Below are 15,887 nucleotides of genomic sequence, written 5' to 3'. Positions count from 1 at the left end.
GGGGATAACCCCCGTACCCCCAGCAGGGGGCGTGACCGGGCGAGCGGTGCCGGAACATCAGCCTCAGACGGTCGTGACGACCTCGTCGAACGCGAGCCGCGGGCTGCGCGGGTACCAGGCGTTCTCGCCCGGCTTGCCGATGTTGACGACGGCGAGGACGGAGTGGTCGCCGTCGCCGAAGAACTCCTTGTTGATGCCCTCGGCGTTGAAGCCGGTCATCGGGCCGGCGGCCAGGCCGGCGGCGCGGACGCCGACGATGAAGTAGCCGACCTGCAGCGCGGCGTTGAAGCGGGCGGACTGCTCACGGGCGGCGCGCTCGGAGAAGAAGATGTCCTTGGCCTGCGGGAAGGCCGGGAACTGGGTCGGCAGCTCCTCGTGGAACTCGTTGTCGGCGGCCAGGATCGCGACCAGCGGGGCAGCGGCGGTCTTCGCCTGGTTGCCCTCGCCCAGGTGGCCGACCAGGCGCTCGCGGGCCTCGGCGGAACGGACCAGGACGACGCGCAGCGGCTGCTGGTTGAAGGCGGTCGGCGCGTACTTGACGAGGTCGTAGATCGCCTGGATCTGCTCGTCCGTCACAGGCTCGTCGGTGAACGCGTTCGCCGTCCGCGCCTCGCGGAAGAGGAGGTCCTGAGCGGTGGCGTCGAGCACGAGAGACATGTCTACCTCTTGGGGGGATTGGTGGCATTCACACCCGTTTGCGGGCGCGCTGACTACCGTATCCAACCTAGGTGAACTTTCAACCATTCCCCGGCTTCACGTGACCGGCCTCACACCCCCTGGTCTTCGCCGTCGCCGTCCCCCGTCCCCGTCCCCTCCGCCGAGAGTGCCGCGTCCAGCCGCGCCCGCGCACCCTCCAGCCAGCGGCGGCACACGCGCGCGAGCTCCTCGCCGCGCTCCCAGAGCGCGAGCGACTCCTCCAGCGTGGAACCGCCGGCTTCGAGCCGCCGTACGACATCGACGAGCTCGTCCCGGGCCTGCTCGTACCCCAGCGTGTCCTGATCTGCTGCCATGCGCCCAGCCTAGGGGCGGGGTACGACAGCCCGGACCGCGAACTCGCCCTCGGCGACGCGCGCCCGCAGCTTCTCCTCGTCCGCGACCTCGTCCGCCGCCCGCACCACCGTGCCGTCCTCGTGCTGCAGCACCGCGTACCCGCGCTTCAGCGTCGCCGCCGGGGACAGCGCCACCACCCGCGCCCGGGTGTGCTCAAGCTCGTCCTCCGCGCGCTCCAGCCGGTGCCGCAGGGTCTTGCGTGAGCGGTCGAGCAGCGCCCCGATCTGCTCCTCCCGCTCCTCCACCATCCGGTGCGGCCGCGCCATGGACGGCCGGCTCAGCGCCGCCGACAGCCCGTGCTCCTCCCGGTCCAGCAGCCCGCGCACCACGCGCAGCGCCCGGTGCCGCATCTGCTCGACCCGGGCCAGCTCCTCGCCCACATCCGGCACCACCCGCTTCGCCGCATCCGTCGGCGTCGACGCCCGCAGGTCCGCCACCAGGTCCAGCAGCGGCGAGTCCGGCTCATGCCCGATCGCCGACACCACCGGCGTACGGCACTCGGCCACCGCCCGGATCAGCTGCTCGTCCGAGAACGGCAGCAGATCCTCCACGCTCCCCCCGCCCCGCGCCACGATGATCACGTCCACCTCCGGATGCGCGTCCAGCCCGCGAACCGCCTCGATCACCTGCGGCACCGCGTACGCCCCCTGCACCGGCACATTCCGCACCTCGAACCGGACCGCCGGCCAGCGCAGCCGCGCGTTCTCCAGTACGTCGTGCTCCGCCGCCGAGGCGCGGCCGCACACCAGCCCGATCAGCTGCGGCAGGAACGGCAGAGCCTTCTTGCGGTCCGCCGCGAACAGCCCTTCCGCCGCGAGCCGCTTCTTCAGCTGCTCCAGCCGCGCGAGCAGGTCCCCGATGCCCACCGGCCGTATCTCGGTGGCCCGCAGCGACAGCTGGCCGCGCGGCGCGTACCACTCGGGCTTGGCCAGCACCACGACCCGCGCGCCCTCGCCGACCAGGTCCGCGATCTCGTCGAACACCGAACGGCGGCACGTCACCGTGAGCGAGATGTCCTGCGACGGGTCCCGCAGCGTCAGGAACACCACCCCCGCGCCCGGGCGCCGGGACAGCTGCGTGATCTGCCCCTCCACCCAGACCGCCCCCAGACGGTCGATCCACCCCCCGATCAGCCGCGACACCTCGCCGACCGGGATCGGCGTCTCCACGGATGTGTTCAGAGCCATGCGCCCGAGACTAGCCGCCGCGACCGACAGTCACCCGCGACCGTCACCCCCGCCGTGCTCACCCCGGTGCCGCCGCGCCCTGCACGGCCAGGACCACCAGCCCGACCCCCACCCAGACAAGCCCCACGAGCTGCGCGGAGCCGGCCGCCTCAAGGATGACGGCACCGGTGATGGCGAGCCCGAGCAGCGGGACGAGGACGTGCCGAACGGCACGAAGGGGAGGGCCGCCGTCCGGACGCCGTACGGCGAACCAGCCGATGACCGACAGATGGAGCAGCGCGAAAGCGCTGAGCGCGCCGACGTTGACGACCGACACGAGCCGGTCGAGCCCGTCGTCATGGCCGGCGGCCCACACAGCCGCGGCAAGCGTGACCGCCGCCGAGACGAGCAGTGCCCGCCGGGGCACGCCGCTCGGCTCGCTCACCCGCGAGAGCGGGCGCGGCAGCCGCCGGTCGCGGGCCATCGCGAACAGCAGCCGGCCGGCGGCGGCCTGCCCGGCCAGGGCGGCGAAGGCGGCGCCGATGGCCTTGCTCGCGGCGACGAGGTCATGGAGCCAGGCGCCCGCGGCCGAGTCGACGGTGTCGTAGAAGGCGGAGCCCTGCGCGGCCGGCCGCGCAGCCAGCCCGGCGGCCGACATGGGGGCGAGCAGCGCCGCGAGGTAGGTCTGCACGACGAACAGAACCCCCGCCACCACCAGGCAGAAAAGAACCGCCCGCGCCACCTTCTCCGAGCCACCGGTCACCTCCTCCGCGAAGGAGGCGATCGCGTCGAAGCCCAGAAACGACAGCACCGCCACCGACACCCCGCCGAGCACCGCCGCCAGGGAGAAGGGGCCCTCCCCCGTGAAGGGCGCCGTCCATCCCCGCCGCGCCCCATCGGCGGCCAGCACCACGACCGCGGTCACCGCGAAAACAACAAGCACCGCGATCTCCATCGCCAGCACCACGAAGCCGACGACCGCGGCCGCCCGTACGCCCCACAGGTTCAGCCCGGTCGTGATCACCACCGCGAGTGCGGTCCACACCCACCGGTCGACCGCCGGCACCAGCGCCTCCATCGCGATCCCGGAGAAGAGGTACGCGACGGCCGGGATCAGCAGATAGTCGAGCAGCACCATCCACCCGGCGATGAAACCGGCGCCCTCCCCCAGCCCGGCCCGGGCGTACGCGAACACCGACCCCGCCCGGGGGACGACCCGCACCATCTGGGCGTAGCTGAACGCGGTGAAGGCCATCGCGACCGTCGCCACGGCGTACACGAGCGCGATCGCGCCGTGCGACTTCGCGATCAGCGCGCCGAAGATGCCGACCGGAGCCATCGGCGCGATGAACAGCAGGCCGTAGACGACCAGATCCCGGAAGCCGAGGCTCCGGTGCAGCCCGCCCTCCTCGCCGCCCTCCTCGCCGCCCTCCTCGCTCATGCAGCCAGCTTGGTTCAAAGCCGCGGTTCCCGCGCCCCGTACGATGGTGGGCATGACTGCTACGACAGCCGCCCGCCGTGTTCTGCTCGCCGCTCCCCGCGGCTACTGCGCGGGCGTGGACCGTGCCGTGATCGCCGTCGAGAAGGCGCTTGAGCAGTACGGTGCGCCGATCTATGTCCGTAAAGAGATCGTCCACAACAAATACGTCGTGCAGACCCTGCAGAAGAAGGGCGCCGTCTTCGTCGACGAGACCGAAGAGGTGCCCGAGGGCAACATCGTGGTCTTCTCCGCCCACGGCGTGGCCCCCGAGGTGCACGACGAGGCGGCGGCCGGAAGGCTCGCCTCCATCGACGCGACCTGCCCCCTGGTGACCAAGGTCCACAAGGAGGCGCAGCGCTTCGCCTCCGAGGACTACGACATCCTCCTCATCGGCCACGAGGGCCACGAGGAGGTCATCGGCACGATGGGCGAGGCCCCGGACCGGATCCACCTCGTGGACGGGCCCGAGGACGTGGCCGGGCTCCAGGTGCGTGACGAGAAGCGGCTCGTCTGGCTGTCCCAGACCACCCTGTCCGTCGACGAGACGATGGAGACCGTCGGCAAGCTGCAGCAGCGCTTCCCGGCGCTGGTCTCGCCGCCGAGCGACGACATCTGCTACGCGACCCAGAACCGCCAGATCGCGGTCAAGCAGATCGGCGCCGACGCCGACCTGGTGATCGTCGTCGGCTCCAAGAACTCCTCGAACTCCGTACGGCTGGTGGAGGTCGCCCTCCAGGCCGGCGCGAAGGCCTCCTACCTGGTGGACTTCGCAGAGGAGCTGGAGGAGGCCTGGCTGGAGGGCGTCACGACGGTCGGCGTCACCTCGGGCGCCTCGGTGCCGGAGATCCTGGTCGACGGGGTGCTGGAGTGGCTGGCGGCGCGCGGTTTCGGGGACGTCGAGATCGTGAAGTCGGCGGAGGAGAGCATCACGTTCTCGCTGCCGAAGGAGCTGCGCCGGGATCTGCGTGCGGAGGCGGCGGAGGCAGTGGCTCCCACCGCCAAGTAGCGTTACTGCTATGAAGGTTTTCGGTGTGGACATCGGCGGGTCCGGCATCAAGGGCGCGCCCGTGGATCTAGAGGTCGGCGATCTCGCGGACGAGCGCTTCAAGGTGCTCACCCCGCACCCGGCCACCCCTGAGGCGGTCGTGGACTGCGTCGGGCAGGTCGTGGAGCACTTCGGCTGGTCGGGCCCGATAGGCGCGACCTACCCGGGCGTCGTCACGAACGGCACGACCCGCACGGCCGCCAACGTCGACCAGGGCTGGCTCGGCCTGGACGCCGCCAAGCTGCTCTCCGAGCGGGTCGGCGCCCCCGTCACCCTGCTCAACGACGCTGACGCGGCCGGCATCGCCGAGATGGCCTTCGGCGCCGGCCGCGGCCGCAAGGGCACGGTCATCATGCTCACCCTCGGCACCGGCATCGGCAGCGCCGTCTTCACCGACGGCCGCCTGCTCGCCAACACCGAGCTCGGCCACCTCGAGCTGCACGGCCACGACGCCGAGAAGAAGGCCTCCACCAAGGCCAAGGAGGACGAGGAGCTCACCTGGGAGCACTGGGCTCACCGCGTCCAGAAGTACCTCGCCCACGTCGAGATGCTCTTCTCGCCCGAGCTGTTCGTCATCGGCGGCGGCGTGAGCCGCAAGTCGGCCAAGTTCCTGCCCCTGATCGAGGGCATCCGCGCTGAGATCGTCCCGGCCGCCCTCCAGAACAACGCGGGCATCGTCGGCGCGGCCATGGCCGCCGCGGCCGCCGCCGCACAGGACTAGAACAGGCCCCAGTCACCGCCGCCGCTGTCGCCGTACGTACGCCACCTTGCGTACGGCGGCGATGGCGGCCGCGCACAGCGTCCCCGCGTACAGCCATCCCGTCAGCAGCGCCAGCGCCGTGATCGCGCCCATCGCGTGCCCTGCCACCCCGCCCTCACCGCTGTCCGCGGTCAGCACCACGGTCACCGCGAACGCGATCGGCGCGGCGATCGGCGCCGCCGACAGGTCGTACGGCCGTACGAACACCGCGGCCGCGATGCACGCCAGCACGAACCACACCCCGAAGAACGCCCCCGGCTCCCCGGCGAACAGCGTCTCCACCGCCCCGCCGGCCAGCGTGACGGCCGTCAGCCCCAGGCCCGTGCCCAGCGCGGTGAGCCGGGATTCCGGTCTGCGCAGCGACGCGGGGGCGGTGGCGCCGACCCGGGTCTCGCGGGGGCGCGGAAGACGGGGTGCCGAGGACTGTGTGCGCGCAGTGTGTTGCTCCACGTACCCAAAGTAGGCGCGCAAGGCAGGGAAAACAGGGGCAGGACACGCCTTTTCGCCGCCCTTGTCGCAGTGTTCGACCTGATATGAGGCCGGAGCGGGCCGCACGGTGTGCCCCGTAGACTGTTTGCTTCCACCCGCCTCGCTCCACATCGCTACGGGAAGTCGCCACGTGTCGCTCACGATCGGAATCGTCGGCCTGCCGAATGTCGGCAAGTCGACCCTTTTCAACGCCCTGACCAAGAACGACGTGCTGGCGGCCAACTACCCGTTCGCCACCATCGAGCCCAACGTCGGCGTCGTCGGCGTCCCCGATCCCCGGCTCGCCGTCCTCGCGAAGATCTTCGGCTCCCAGAAGATCCTCCCCGCCACCGTCGACTTCGTCGACATCGCCGGCATCGTCCGTGGCGCCTCCGAGGGCGAGGGCCTGGGCAACAAGTTCCTCGCCCACATCCGCGAGTCCGACGCGATCTGCCAGGTCATCCGCGCCTTCGTCGACCCCGACGTCGTCCACGTCGACGGCAAGGTGTCCCCCAAGGACGACATCGAGACCATCAACACCGAGCTGATCCTCGCCGACATGCAGTCCGTCGAGAAGGCCCTTCCCCGGCTCACCAAGGATTCCCGCCTCCACAAGGACAAGGCCGCCGTCCTCGCCGCCGTCCTCGACGCCCAGAAGATCCTCGAAGAGGGCCGCACCCTCTTCTCCGCCGGCATCACCGCCGGTACCGAGCAGGCCAAGCTCCTCCACGAGCTCCACCTCCTCACCATCAAGCCCTTCCTCTACGTCTTCAACGTCGACGAGGACGAGCTGGTCAACGAGGACTTCAAGGCCGAGCAGCGCGCCCTCGTCGCCCCCGCCGAGGCCATCTTCCTCAACGCCAAGATCGAGTCCGAGCTCATCGAACTCGACGACGACGAAGCCCTTGAGCTGCTCCAGTCCATGGGCCAGGAAGAGCCCGGCATGGCCACCCTCGGCCGCGTCGGCTTCGACACCCTCGGCCTCCAGACCTACCTCACCGCCGGCCCCAAGGAAGTCCGCGCCTGGACCATCAAAAAGGGCGCCACCGCCCCCGAGGCCGCCGGTGTCATCCACACCGACTTCCAGAAGGGCTTCATCAAGGCCGAGATCGTCTCCTTCGACGACCTCGTCGAATGCGGCTCCATCCCCGAGGCCCGCTCCAAGGGCAAGGCCCGCATCGAGGGCAAGGAGTACGTCATGCAGGACGGCGATGTGGTGGAGTTCCGCTTCAACGTCTAGCGGGTGATACAGCGGATGGTGTGCGCGTGGGCGGCCCGAAGCTGCTGCGGGCCGCCCACACCACCCAGGACACTCAGGCGTCACGAGTAGTCGTACACCACTCCGCTGCAGTCGTAGTCGAGACCGGTGCTGGTCTTGTACTTGCACACCTGGTACGAGACGAGGTAGTCCTCCTCGAACTCGTAGTTGCATGTCTTCGCCGCTCCGGCGGCGCCGTTGGTGTTCAGGCAGGTGTGGGTGTACTGGTCGCCGGGGCTGTAGCTGTAGATGTACCCGACCGTGGAGTACCCGTCCGCATCGTAGTCGTGGACGGTGAAGACCTCACCGTACGACTGGAAGTCCGCCGCCGCCTCGCAGCCGGGGTTGCAGATGCTGCTGTCGGCTTGCGCGGAGGGAGCGAAAGTGACGGCGGCCGCGGCAAGGGCGCCCGTGGCGGCGAGGACGCTCAGGGACCGGCGGATGCCTGCGGTCCGGCCTTTGGTGCGGGGTGTCGCGGTGAAGCGGGAGATCGACTTCATCGGTGCTTCCTCTCTGGTGCGTTGTCGGGCTGCCTGCCCGCCGAAGCCGGCGCTGCTGAGCCCCCCCCGTGGGGTGCCGTGTCATGCCCCGGTCCAGCGACGCAGACACTGGCAGGCGCCGTAGTTCACCGACAGGTGATCAGCGCCGGATGGGACGCTGGGACGCCGCGACCTCGGTGACCTGGCGCTTGGGATGACCTGTTGGGACGCACGTGGGACGCGCGCGTGCCCGGAGGGCTATGATCCGGTCGCCGGGATCGAACACCGGTGCGTCGATGGGCCTGTGAGCTTGACTCAACCGGGCCTGATGAGGCGCGAACGCAGGGCCTCGGGGGCGGGGAGTCGGCCTGGCGGCGGTAGGGGACCGAGGGGTGGATCGCCATGGCTCAGACTGAGGAATTCGACGAGTTCGCCGCCTGCCTGCGGGCGTTGAAAAAGCGCGCGGATCTCAGCTACGAAACGCTTGCCCAGAAGACCGGTATCAGCAGCTCCAGCCTGCACCGCTACTGTTCGGGCTCTTATGTCCCGCAGGATTATGGGTCGGCACACCGGTTCGCTGCGGCCTGCGGGGCCTCACCGGAGGAACTCCGACGTCTGCACCGGCTCTGGGCTCTGGCGGATGCCAGCCGGGGCTCGGTCCAGTCGCCGGAACCTGAATCCGAGCCCGAGCCCGAGCCCCAGCCCCAGCCTCAGCCTCTCCCGCATTCCGGGCCCCGGAAGACGACGAACCTTGAGCCGGTGCTGCTGGCGCCCGGAGACGTGACGCGGCGGCGACGAAAGCCACTGGTCCTCGGTGCGGCCGCGCTGGTCCTGGCACTGGGGGCGGCGTGGGCCACGGTGGGCACGACGACGGTCCTGGGGAGCACCGGCGCCGGGGACGACGACGGACGTCTCTTATTCTCCGAGGCGTGTGCCCAGCCGGTGAACCTGGGCCAGCACGACGCCTGTGTGGGGGAGGTACAGCGGCTTCTCGCGCGGGTCGGGGCGGACATCGGGGTGGACAGCGAATTCGGGCCGCAGACGCTGAGACGCGTGACCGCTTTCCAGGTGCTGTCCGGCATCAGCCCCAACGGGGTGGTCGGGGAGGAGACCAAGAAGGCGCTCTACGAACCGAAGGTGCGGATGACCACCTGGACGCCGGACAAGGTACGCAAGCGGGTCCGCGAGGTGTTCTCCGAAGAGCCCGACCACGCGGTGGCCATCGCCGACTGCCAGTCCTTCCTCGACCCGTTGCACATACTGCCGAACACCAATGGCACAAGGAACTGGGGGCTCTTCCAGATCTCTGACGCCAGGCTGCGCGAGTTGGGGGGCACACCGCGCAAGGCCCTTGATCCGGAGTGGAACATCCAGGCCGCGTACCGTCTGTGGAAGTCTGCCAAGGACTTCGGGGACTGGCCGTACTGCGACCGCGCGTACCAGAACTCGCCATCCGCCTCGCCATCCCCCTCGCCATCCCCCTCGCCATCCCCCTCGAGCCGGGCTTCGGCGACTGGGTGATTCCGGACGGGCCGTCCGACGCCAAGCTGGATCCGTTCTGACTTGGTGCTGACCCGGAAGCTCTGTGTCAGTCGCTACGACCGGGCGCGAGTTTGTCCAGATCGAGGCTGATCTCGAATGGCAGGGACCGCTTGAGCGTGTGGCGGAAGATTCCTGCTGGTGCGTACGACCTGGTCGGCTCATCGAGTTCGTAGACGTGCACGGCGGGGACGTGTCCTCGTCCTCGATGCACCAGTAGTGCCGGATTCCCGCCTCGGCGTACTTGCGCAGCTTTACTGTCCGCTCGCGGTGGGCGGACTCGGGGGAGACGACCTCGATGACGAGCTGGACGTCTTCCGGAGCGAACCAGGTGCAGTCAGGGTCATACGGGGTCGTGGCTTGAATCCCGACGGGGCCTGTGCCCTGAGGGCAAGCGTGAGGTCGGTGACGATCTCTCCGTGCCACCAGCGCTGGGGCCACATCATGAATACGAGGGCCCCGTCGATCAGCTCGGTGTGGCGCGGCGCTTCCGGGAGGCGGTCCAGGTCCTCCGCGAACCAGCCTTCCGGGCGAGGCGGGCGCATCCAGCCGGGCAGTGCGGTCATGCTGCGACCCTAGCCATTTCGTCCGTCGGACGCGGGCGTATCGTGCCGCCCGATGACCGGCGCATGGATGTCGGGATACTTGAGCCCGCCTCTCTGCTTGCGCCTAGGAAGAGCCCGGCATGGCCACCCTCGGCCGCGTCGGCTTCGACACCCTCGGCCTCCAGACCTACCTCACCGACTTCCAGAAGGGCTTCATCAAGGCCGAGATCGTCTCCTTCGACGACCTCGTCGCATGCGGCTCCATCTGCGAGGCCCGCTCCAAGAGCAAGGCGCGCATCCAGGGCAAGGACTACGTCATGCACGGCGGCGATGTGGTGGAGTTCCGCTTCAACGTCTAGTGCCTGTCCGGCGTCCCTCGCACGTCGAAGCCGCCATCGGTGCCGGCCCTTCGGCGCAGTCGTAGGCTGGAGCCGTGACCGGGACCGTGGCGGTGGCGGCGGGTGAGTACGAGATCGGTCCGGGGACCGGTCGGCTCGTCGTGCGTACGTACCGGGAGGGCGCGGCGGCACGGGTCGGGCATGATCTGGTCATCGAGGCCTCCGAGTGGCGGGGCCGGGTGACCGTGCCGGCGGATCCGGCCGCGGCGCCGGCGGCGTCGGTCGAGGTGGAGCTCGGGGCGCTGGCGGTCGTGGAGGGCACGGGCGGCGTCAAGCCGCTCAGTGACGGGGACAGGCGGCAGATCCGGCAGACCATGCACAAGGTGCTGGGACTCGACCGTCACGGGCGTGCCGTGTTCACCACCAGACGTTTGGAGCCTGTCGGGCCGCACGGCGACAGCGCCGTGGTCCTCGGTGATCTGGACCTGGCCGGTCAGACGCATCCGCTGCGCCTGGAGGTCCGGCGGCAGGACGAATTCACCGTGGTCGGCAAGGCGAGCGTCGTCCAGTCCGAGTGGGGCATCAAGCCGTATTCAGGCCTCCTCGGCGCCCTGAAGGTCCGTGACGCGGTCGACATCGAGTGCACCGTCGTTCTGCCGAGAGGCTGAGCGGAAGGGCTGCGGCCATGAACCGGCGATATCGGCCATCGGCATCAGGGACGGAGAAGCGCCGGCCCGAACCCGCCGCGGATCCCGGGCCGCGGGCCATGGCCGAGCGGCTGGCGAACCCCTCCCGCCTCCAGGAGCAGTGGCAGGGGCTGCTGGACGCTGTGCTGGCCATCAGCCGCGAACTGGACCCGGACGTGGTGCTGCACCGGATCGCCACCACCGCGATTGAGCTGGTCGACGCCCGTTACGGCGCGCTGGCCGTCCTGGACGAGGACGGCGTGCGGCTGTCGGACTTCGTCTTCGTCGGGCTGAGCGAAGGGCAGCAGGCCCGGATGGACCAGTGCCCCCTGCCCTCCGGCAAGGGACTGCTCGGGCAACTGCTCCGCCGCCCCGGACCGCTGCGGATCGCCGACGTCCCCACCCATCCCGGGCACTCCGGTTTCCCGCCCGGCCACCCGCGCATGCACTCCCTGCTCGGGGTCGCGATCACCGTGCGCGGGCGGGTGTACGGCAACCTGTACCTTACCAACAAGCGGGGCGGGCGGCCCTTCGACACCGATGACGAGGCCGTCGTGGTGGCGCTGGCCGGCGCGGCCGGGGTAGCCATCGAGAATGCCCGCCTGTACCAGCGTGTGCAGCGCAACGCCGAGCAGTTCCAGCGCCTGCTTCTGCCCCAGCTGCCCGATCTGCGTCCCTTCACCGCTGCGGCGGTCTACCGCCCTGCTGTCGCGCCCGCCCACCTCGGCGGAGACTGGTACGACGCCCTGCTCCTGCCCGACGGCGCCTGCGCAGCCATCATCGGCGATGTGATCGGCCACGACCTGTACGCCGCGGCCGCCATGGCCCAGATCCGCAACATGCTGCGCGCCCTGGCCTACGACCGGTGCACCCCGCCCAGCGCCATCCTCACCCAGCTCGACCGTACGCTGCTGGCGATCACCGAGGGCGCCATGACGACCGCGTGCCTGGCCCGTATCGAACCCCCCGGCCCGGACTGCCGGCACTGGATGCTGCGCTGGAGCACCGCCGGACACCTGCCGCCGCTGCTGCTCCTGCCCGACGGTGCCACCCGCTACCTGTACGCGGACCCCGGCATCCCCCTCGGCGTCGACGCCGGGCGGCCCCGGCCCGACCACACCCACTCGCTGGCCCCCGCGACCACCGTCATCCTGTTCACCGACGGCCTCGTCGAACAGCCCGGACACCCCCTGGACGCTGGACTCCACACCATCGCGGCCGTCGCGTCGGCCAACGCAGGGCAGCCCCTGGACCGGCTGTGCCGGACCCTGGCCGACAACCACCCCAGCGACGGACATGACGACATGGCTCTGCTGACCTTGCAGTTCCCAGCCATCGCAACGTGAGCAAAGGGACCCGGATGCGACGGTGCCGCGCCCGACGGAGATGGCGTGCTGACTTGGTGCTGACCTCTAGCTGCGCCGTGGTGGGGTGAGCTTGTCGAGGTCCAGGCTGATCTCGAAGGGCAAGGTGAGTTCCAGGACGCCTCGGAAGATACCGGCAGGTGCATAGGCGCCGGTCGGTTCGTCGAGTTCGTAGACGTGGACGACGGGAGCGCCGCTCTCGTCCTCGACGCACCAGTAGTGCGGGATGCCGGCCTCTGCGTACTTGCGGAGCTTGACCGTCCGGTCCCGGTGCGCGGACTCGGGTGAGACGACCTCGATGACGAGTCGTACCTCGTTCGGTGTGAACCAGGTACGGTCTCCGTCGTAGTCGGCCGTCGTCAACAGGAGATCCGGTTCGGGCCGGTTTCGCTCGTCGAGCTTTATGGTCATCTCGCGGCCGACGCTGACATCGGCAGGTGCCTGCTCCATGAGGGCGACGGTGAGCATGGTGACGAGGTGGCCGTGCCACCACCGCTGGGGCCACATCATGAAGACGAGGGCTCCGTCGATGAGCTCGGTGTGGCGAGGCGCCTCGGGGAGGCGGTCCAGGTCCTCCGCGAACCAGCCTTCCGCGCGCGGCGGGCGCATCCAGCCGGGCAGCGCGGTCATGGCTCAACCGTAGCGACTCGACCGGGCCCGGGCCACGAGATCGTCAACGGGGCGACCGCCCGACCTGAGAGCCCGGATCAGCCGGCCTTCGTCCACTTCTGACAGCCGTTGGTCTTGAAGACCTCGCCCTTGCGGAGGGTCACCAGGCCCGATCCTTGGAGGTTGTTGTTGGCGATGATCGAGTCGAAGTCACCGCTGGAGTCCTTGGCCCGCTCCCAGTAACAGCCCCAGGAGTCCGCAGGGCCGGCGGTCTTGTAGGTCCCGGCTGCGATGTCCGTGCCGACCAGGTATTCGCCGTCCCCCGCGAAGCTGGTCGACGGGCCAGGTCTCTTGGTCTTCTTCGGCTTGGCGGTCGCGGTCACTGTCTCGGTCACGGTCGGTGCGGGGGCCGCCTCGGCGGTGACCGTGGCCGTCACCGCAGGTCGCGGCTTCGCGGAGTCGGCCGGGGTGGCAGCGGCGGCCGTGCCGTTCTTGCCGCTGGCACTCCCGATTCCGCTGCCGAGGGAGAAGGCGACGAGCGCGGTCGCGCCGTAGGTGAGCCAGGCCTTGCGACGCGACCGCTTCGGGGCGGGCGGCTGCGGTATGGGGCCGTAGGCGCGAGAAGGGCCGAAGGGCGGCGTGGTCGGGTTCATGTTTCCTGCTCCGATCGGTTGGGCGCGGCAGGCGAGGCCATGGATCAGGCCGCCTCGGCGCATGCCTCACAGAAGGGCGCGCAGAGGAGCACCTCACCCTGGAAGCTTCTACAGGTAAGCATGAACGTGAAAGCACCGTCAAACGTCTTGACGGATTTGACGCATGGCATAGGGTGTTTACTGTTCACTCCAGAAAGGTCCAGGAGCCCATGCCAAAGCCATCAGCAGAGGTGACAGCAGCGGAGGTCTCGCGCATCGCGGGTGTTACGCGCGCCACCGTCAGCAACTGGCGTCGCAGGCATGACGACTTCCCGGCTCCGTCCGGCGGCACCGAAACCAGTCCCCTCTACGACCTGGAGCAGGTACGCGCCTGGCTGCAGGCCCGTGGCCAGTCCGTCGCCGCCACGCCCTCGGAAGAACTGCGCACCACGCTGCGGCTGCACGGGGCAGGAAGCGGCGTGGCGGCCCGGCTGCTTCCGCTGGTACTCGCCGCGTCCCGTCGGAGTGAGGACGAGCTCACCGCCCTCGCCGGACTGTCCGACGCGGATCTCGTGGCCCGAGCGGACTCAACAGCCGCCGAACTCGCCGACACGGTCCCCGGCACGGCGAGCCTGCGCTACGAGCCGAAGGACGCGGATGTCCTGCGCGCCCTGGTTCTCTGCGTACGCGGCGCGGGCGGCCAGGCGACGTTGCGTGTTCTGGCTGAGCGCGAGTTGGAGGACAGCGCTGCCAGCGGCACGTACGAGACTCCCGTGGTGCTGGCCGAATTGATGGCACGCCTGGCCACCACCACCCCCGACTCGGCCGCTTCCCTCCCCGTCCGTGTCCTCGACCCCGCATGTGGCAGCGGGACTTTGCTGCTGCAGGCCCATCTGCTCGGCGCGGATGGCTTGTACGGACAGGACTCCGTGCCGGTGCAGGCGCAGCGCAGCGCCGTCGGGCTGCTGCTCGCCGCACCCGACGCCGAGGTGGTCGTGCAGGCAGGGGACAGCCTGCGCTCCGACGCGTTCCCGGACCTTCTGGTCGACGCGGTGCTCTGCAACCCGCCGTACGGCGACCGCGACTGGGGACATGAGGAGCTGGCGTACGACCCACGCTGGGCCTACGGCGTCCCGCCGCGCGCCGAGTCAGAACTGGCCTGGGTACAGCACGCCCTGGCCCACCTCGTCCCCGGCGGGTACGCCGTGCTGATGCTGCCGCCGGCCTCCGCCTCCCGTACGTCTGGTCGTCGGATCCGTGCGGAACTCGTCCGCAGCGGCGCCCTGCGTGCCGTGATCGGCTTGCCTCCGGGGGCCGCCCAGCCCCTGCACATCGGGCTCCAGGTGTGGGTGCTGCAACGACCTGAACCGGGCGGCCAGGAGCGGAAATCGGTGCTCTTCGTCGACGCGGGCGGCGTGGGCGGCGCGAGCGACGGCAACGACGACCGACGCGGTCGCGGGACGGCCCGAGGGCGCGGCAAGCGAGGCCCAATCGACTGGGACCAGCTCAGCGCCGCAGTCGTCCCCCGATGGACGGCTTTCGCCAAGGCCCCCGACACGTTCGCCGACGCCCCCGGAACAGCCCGCGCCGTCCCGGTCGTCGACCTCCTCGACGAGTTCGTCGACCTCACCCCGGCCCGCCAAGTCCGCGCCACGGCCGCCGACATCGATCCGGCCGCGACCGCCCGCCACACCGGCGCGTCACTGCGCCGACTCACCGGATACGCCGACACCCTGGCCCGCGCCGCCGACCGCGGAGCCTGGAAGCCGGCCGGTGACATGGCGCGCGAATGGCGTACGGCGACGGCCTCCGACCTCGCCCGGGGCGGCGCACTGGAGATCCTCCGCGCCGTGCCCGACAGCCGGGAGTCCCGCGACGAGACCTGGCGGGCCCGGCACGCGGGCCGACCCGTCCTCACAGGTCACGACATCGCCCGCGGCCTACCGGCGTCCGGCGAACTTGCCACCCTCCCTATCGAGTCCGCCCCGGTCATCGCCGCCGGTGACGTACTCGTACGCGCGCTCGCCGAGGAGCACGGACTCATGGCCCGAGTCGCCGACGACGCGGACGCCGGAGTTCTGCTGGGCCACGACGTACACCTGTTGCGGGCGGACGGCGGGCGGCTCGACCCATGGTTCCTCGCCGGCTTCCTGGGCTCCGAGGACAACCTCGCCACCGCCTCCACCGGCAGCACGATCCTCCACATCCAGCCGGGACGGCTGCGCGTTCCGCTGCTGCCGTTGGAGGAACAGCGGCGCTACGGCGAGGCGTTCCGGCACATTCACGAACTGCGGTCCGCCGCCCGTGCCGCGGCCGACCTCGCCGAGGAGACAGGGCGTGCGCTGGTCGCCGGACTGGCGGCCGGTGCGCTCCTCCCGCCTGACGGTCAGGGGCACGGCCAGTCGGGCTGAACGGCACCACGGCATGCCCACCTCCACCACACTTGTCCGTACCGTCACCGCCACCAG

15 protein-coding genes and 3 pseudogenes are annotated in these 15,887 nt (G+C 70.3%); 9 read left to right on the top strand and 9 right to left on the bottom strand.

Going from position 1 to position 15,887, the window contains the following annotated elements:
- Positions 1-63 precede the first annotated feature (63 nt).
- The 4 genes from OG607_RS16170 to OG607_RS16155 form a co-directional block, all read right to left on the bottom strand.
- The gene (locus OG607_RS16170; RefSeq protein WP_405723820.1) at positions 64-657 is read right to left on the bottom strand and encodes a malonic semialdehyde reductase; all 594 of its coding nucleotides are present in this window, start codon (positions 655-657) and stop codon (positions 64-66) included.
- Positions 658-767: 110 nt separating this feature from the next.
- A complete protein-coding gene (locus OG607_RS16165) occupies positions 768-1,010 on the bottom strand; it encodes an exodeoxyribonuclease VII small subunit (RefSeq protein WP_405723819.1) in 243 nt (80 codons plus the stop codon).
- A gap of 9 nt (positions 1,011-1,019) precedes the next feature.
- Positions 1,020-2,237, bottom strand: coding sequence for an exodeoxyribonuclease VII large subunit (xseA, locus tag OG607_RS16160; RefSeq protein WP_405723817.1), 1,218 nt, complete (start codon positions 2,235-2,237; stop codon positions 1,020-1,022).
- A gap of 58 nt (positions 2,238-2,295) precedes the next feature.
- Positions 2,296-3,657: an APC family permease gene (locus OG607_RS16155; RefSeq protein WP_405723815.1), complete on the bottom strand. Its 1,362-nt coding sequence runs from the start codon at positions 3,655-3,657 to the stop codon at positions 2,296-2,298.
- Between the two features lie 52 nt (positions 3,658-3,709).
- Between OG607_RS16155 and OG607_RS16150 the strand changes: the two genes are divergently transcribed.
- Entirely contained in the window at positions 3,710-4,702 is a 993-nt protein-coding gene (locus OG607_RS16150) for a 4-hydroxy-3-methylbut-2-enyl diphosphate reductase (protein WP_405723814.1), read from the top strand.
- Positions 4,703-4,712: 10 nt separating this feature from the next.
- Entirely contained in the window at positions 4,713-5,462 is a 750-nt protein-coding gene (gene ppgK, locus OG607_RS16145; RefSeq protein ID WP_405723812.1) for a polyphosphate--glucose phosphotransferase, read from the top strand.
- A gap of 12 nt (positions 5,463-5,474) precedes the next feature.
- Here ppgK and OG607_RS16140 read toward each other — a convergent pair whose 3' ends face one another.
- On the bottom strand, positions 5,475-5,951 hold the full coding sequence (locus tag OG607_RS16140) for a DUF6542 domain-containing protein (RefSeq protein WP_405723810.1): 477 nt from the start codon (positions 5,949-5,951) through the stop codon (positions 5,475-5,477).
- A 169-nt stretch (positions 5,952-6,120) separates the two neighbouring features.
- On the opposite strand from OG607_RS16140, the gene ychF reads away from it, so the two are divergent.
- The gene (gene ychF, locus OG607_RS16135; RefSeq protein WP_405723808.1) at positions 6,121-7,209 is read left to right on the top strand and encodes a redox-regulated ATPase YchF; all 1,089 of its coding nucleotides are present in this window, start codon (positions 6,121-6,123) and stop codon (positions 7,207-7,209) included.
- A gap of 80 nt (positions 7,210-7,289) precedes the next feature.
- Here the strand turns inward: ychF and OG607_RS16130 are convergent, their stop codons facing one another.
- Positions 7,290-7,727 carry a hypothetical protein gene (locus tag OG607_RS16130; RefSeq protein ID WP_405723806.1) on the bottom strand — a complete coding sequence of 146 codons (438 nt, stop codon included), beginning with the start codon at positions 7,725-7,727 and terminating at the stop codon, positions 7,290-7,292.
- A 381-nt stretch (positions 7,728-8,108) separates the two neighbouring features.
- On the opposite strand from OG607_RS16130, the pseudogene OG607_RS16125 reads away from it, so the two are divergent.
- Positions 8,109-8,312, top strand: a pseudogene (locus OG607_RS16125) (helix-turn-helix domain-containing protein); the annotation flags it as partial.
- Between the two features lie 153 nt (positions 8,313-8,465).
- Positions 8,466-9,227 (top strand): peptidoglycan-binding protein, encoded by a 762-nt coding sequence (locus OG607_RS16120; RefSeq protein ID WP_405736808.1) that lies wholly within the window; start codon positions 8,466-8,468, stop codon positions 9,225-9,227.
- A 67-nt stretch (positions 9,228-9,294) separates the two neighbouring features.
- Here OG607_RS16120 and OG607_RS16115 read toward each other — a convergent pair.
- Positions 9,295-9,811: pseudogene (locus OG607_RS16115) on the bottom strand (Uma2 family endonuclease).
- A gap of 107 nt (positions 9,812-9,918) precedes the next feature.
- Here OG607_RS16115 and OG607_RS16110 point away from each other — a divergent pair.
- The 3 genes and pseudogenes from OG607_RS16110 to OG607_RS16100 form a co-directional block, all read left to right on the top strand.
- Positions 9,919-10,149: pseudogene (locus tag OG607_RS16110) on the top strand (DUF933 domain-containing protein); the annotation flags it as partial.
- Positions 10,150-10,223: 74 nt separating this feature from the next.
- On the top strand, positions 10,224-10,796 hold the full coding sequence (locus OG607_RS16105; RefSeq protein WP_405723804.1) for a YceI family protein: 573 nt from the start codon (positions 10,224-10,226) through the stop codon (positions 10,794-10,796).
- Positions 10,797-10,894: 98 nt separating this feature from the next.
- Positions 10,895-12,160, top strand: a complete 1,266-nt coding sequence (locus OG607_RS16100; RefSeq protein ID WP_405723803.1) for a PP2C family protein-serine/threonine phosphatase — start codon at positions 10,895-10,897, stop codon at positions 12,158-12,160.
- Between the two features lie 66 nt (positions 12,161-12,226).
- Here the strand turns inward: OG607_RS16100 and OG607_RS16095 are convergent, their stop codons facing one another.
- Together OG607_RS16095 and OG607_RS16090 are read right to left on the bottom strand one after the other, a co-directional pair.
- Positions 12,227-12,808, bottom strand: a complete 582-nt coding sequence (locus OG607_RS16095) for a Uma2 family endonuclease (RefSeq protein ID WP_405723801.1) — start codon at positions 12,806-12,808, stop codon at positions 12,227-12,229.
- Between the two features lie 77 nt (positions 12,809-12,885).
- Positions 12,886-13,440: a hypothetical protein gene (locus OG607_RS16090; RefSeq protein WP_405723799.1), complete on the bottom strand. Its 555-nt coding sequence runs from the start codon at positions 13,438-13,440 to the stop codon at positions 12,886-12,888.
- Positions 13,441-13,649: 209 nt separating this feature from the next.
- On the opposite strand from OG607_RS16090, the gene OG607_RS16085 reads away from it, so the two are divergent.
- Positions 13,650-15,830 carry an N-6 DNA methylase gene (locus tag OG607_RS16085; protein ID WP_405723797.1) on the top strand — a complete coding sequence of 727 codons (2,181 nt, stop codon included), beginning with the start codon at positions 13,650-13,652 and terminating at the stop codon, positions 15,828-15,830.
- Positions 15,831-15,887: the final 57 nt, after the last annotated feature.

Origin of the sequence: Streptomyces sp. NBC_01537 (assembly GCF_045040445.1) — a bacterium.
Lineage (GTDB): Bacteria > Actinomycetota > Actinomycetes > Streptomycetales > Streptomycetaceae > Actinacidiphila.
Note: the sequence above shows the minus strand (reverse complement) of the source record. Positions and strands in the feature narration are given on the sequence as shown.

Coding starts and splice junctions, on each gene's coding strand:
- OG607_RS16150 (WP_405723814.1), top strand. CDS start 3,710: ATGACTGCTACGACAGCCGCCCGCCGTGTTCTGCTCGCCGCTCCCCGC.
- OG607_RS16155 (WP_405723815.1), bottom strand. CDS start 3,657: ATGAGCGAGGAGGGCGGCGAGGAGGGCGGCGAGGAGGGCGGGCTGCAC.
- xseA (WP_405723817.1), bottom strand. CDS start 2,237: ATGGCTCTGAACACATCCGTGGAGACGCCGATCCCGGTCGGCGAGGTG.
- OG607_RS16130 (WP_405723806.1), bottom strand. CDS start 7,727: ATGAAGTCGATCTCCCGCTTCACCGCGACACCCCGCACCAAAGGCCGG.
- OG607_RS16095 (WP_405723801.1), bottom strand. CDS start 12,808: ATGACCGCGCTGCCCGGCTGGATGCGCCCGCCGCGCGCGGAAGGCTGG.
- OG607_RS16165 (WP_405723819.1), bottom strand. CDS start 1,010: ATGGCAGCAGATCAGGACACGCTGGGGTACGAGCAGGCCCGGGACGAG.
- OG607_RS16085 (WP_405723797.1), top strand. CDS start 13,650: ATGCCAAAGCCATCAGCAGAGGTGACAGCAGCGGAGGTCTCGCGCATC.
- OG607_RS16170 (WP_405723820.1), bottom strand. CDS start 657: ATGTCTCTCGTGCTCGACGCCACCGCTCAGGACCTCCTCTTCCGCGAG.
- OG607_RS16100 (WP_405723803.1), top strand. CDS start 10,895: ATGGCCGAGCGGCTGGCGAACCCCTCCCGCCTCCAGGAGCAGTGGCAG.
- ppgK (WP_405723812.1), top strand. CDS start 4,713: ATGAAGGTTTTCGGTGTGGACATCGGCGGGTCCGGCATCAAGGGCGCG.
- OG607_RS16090 (WP_405723799.1), bottom strand. CDS start 13,440: ATGAACCCGACCACGCCGCCCTTCGGCCCTTCTCGCGCCTACGGCCCC.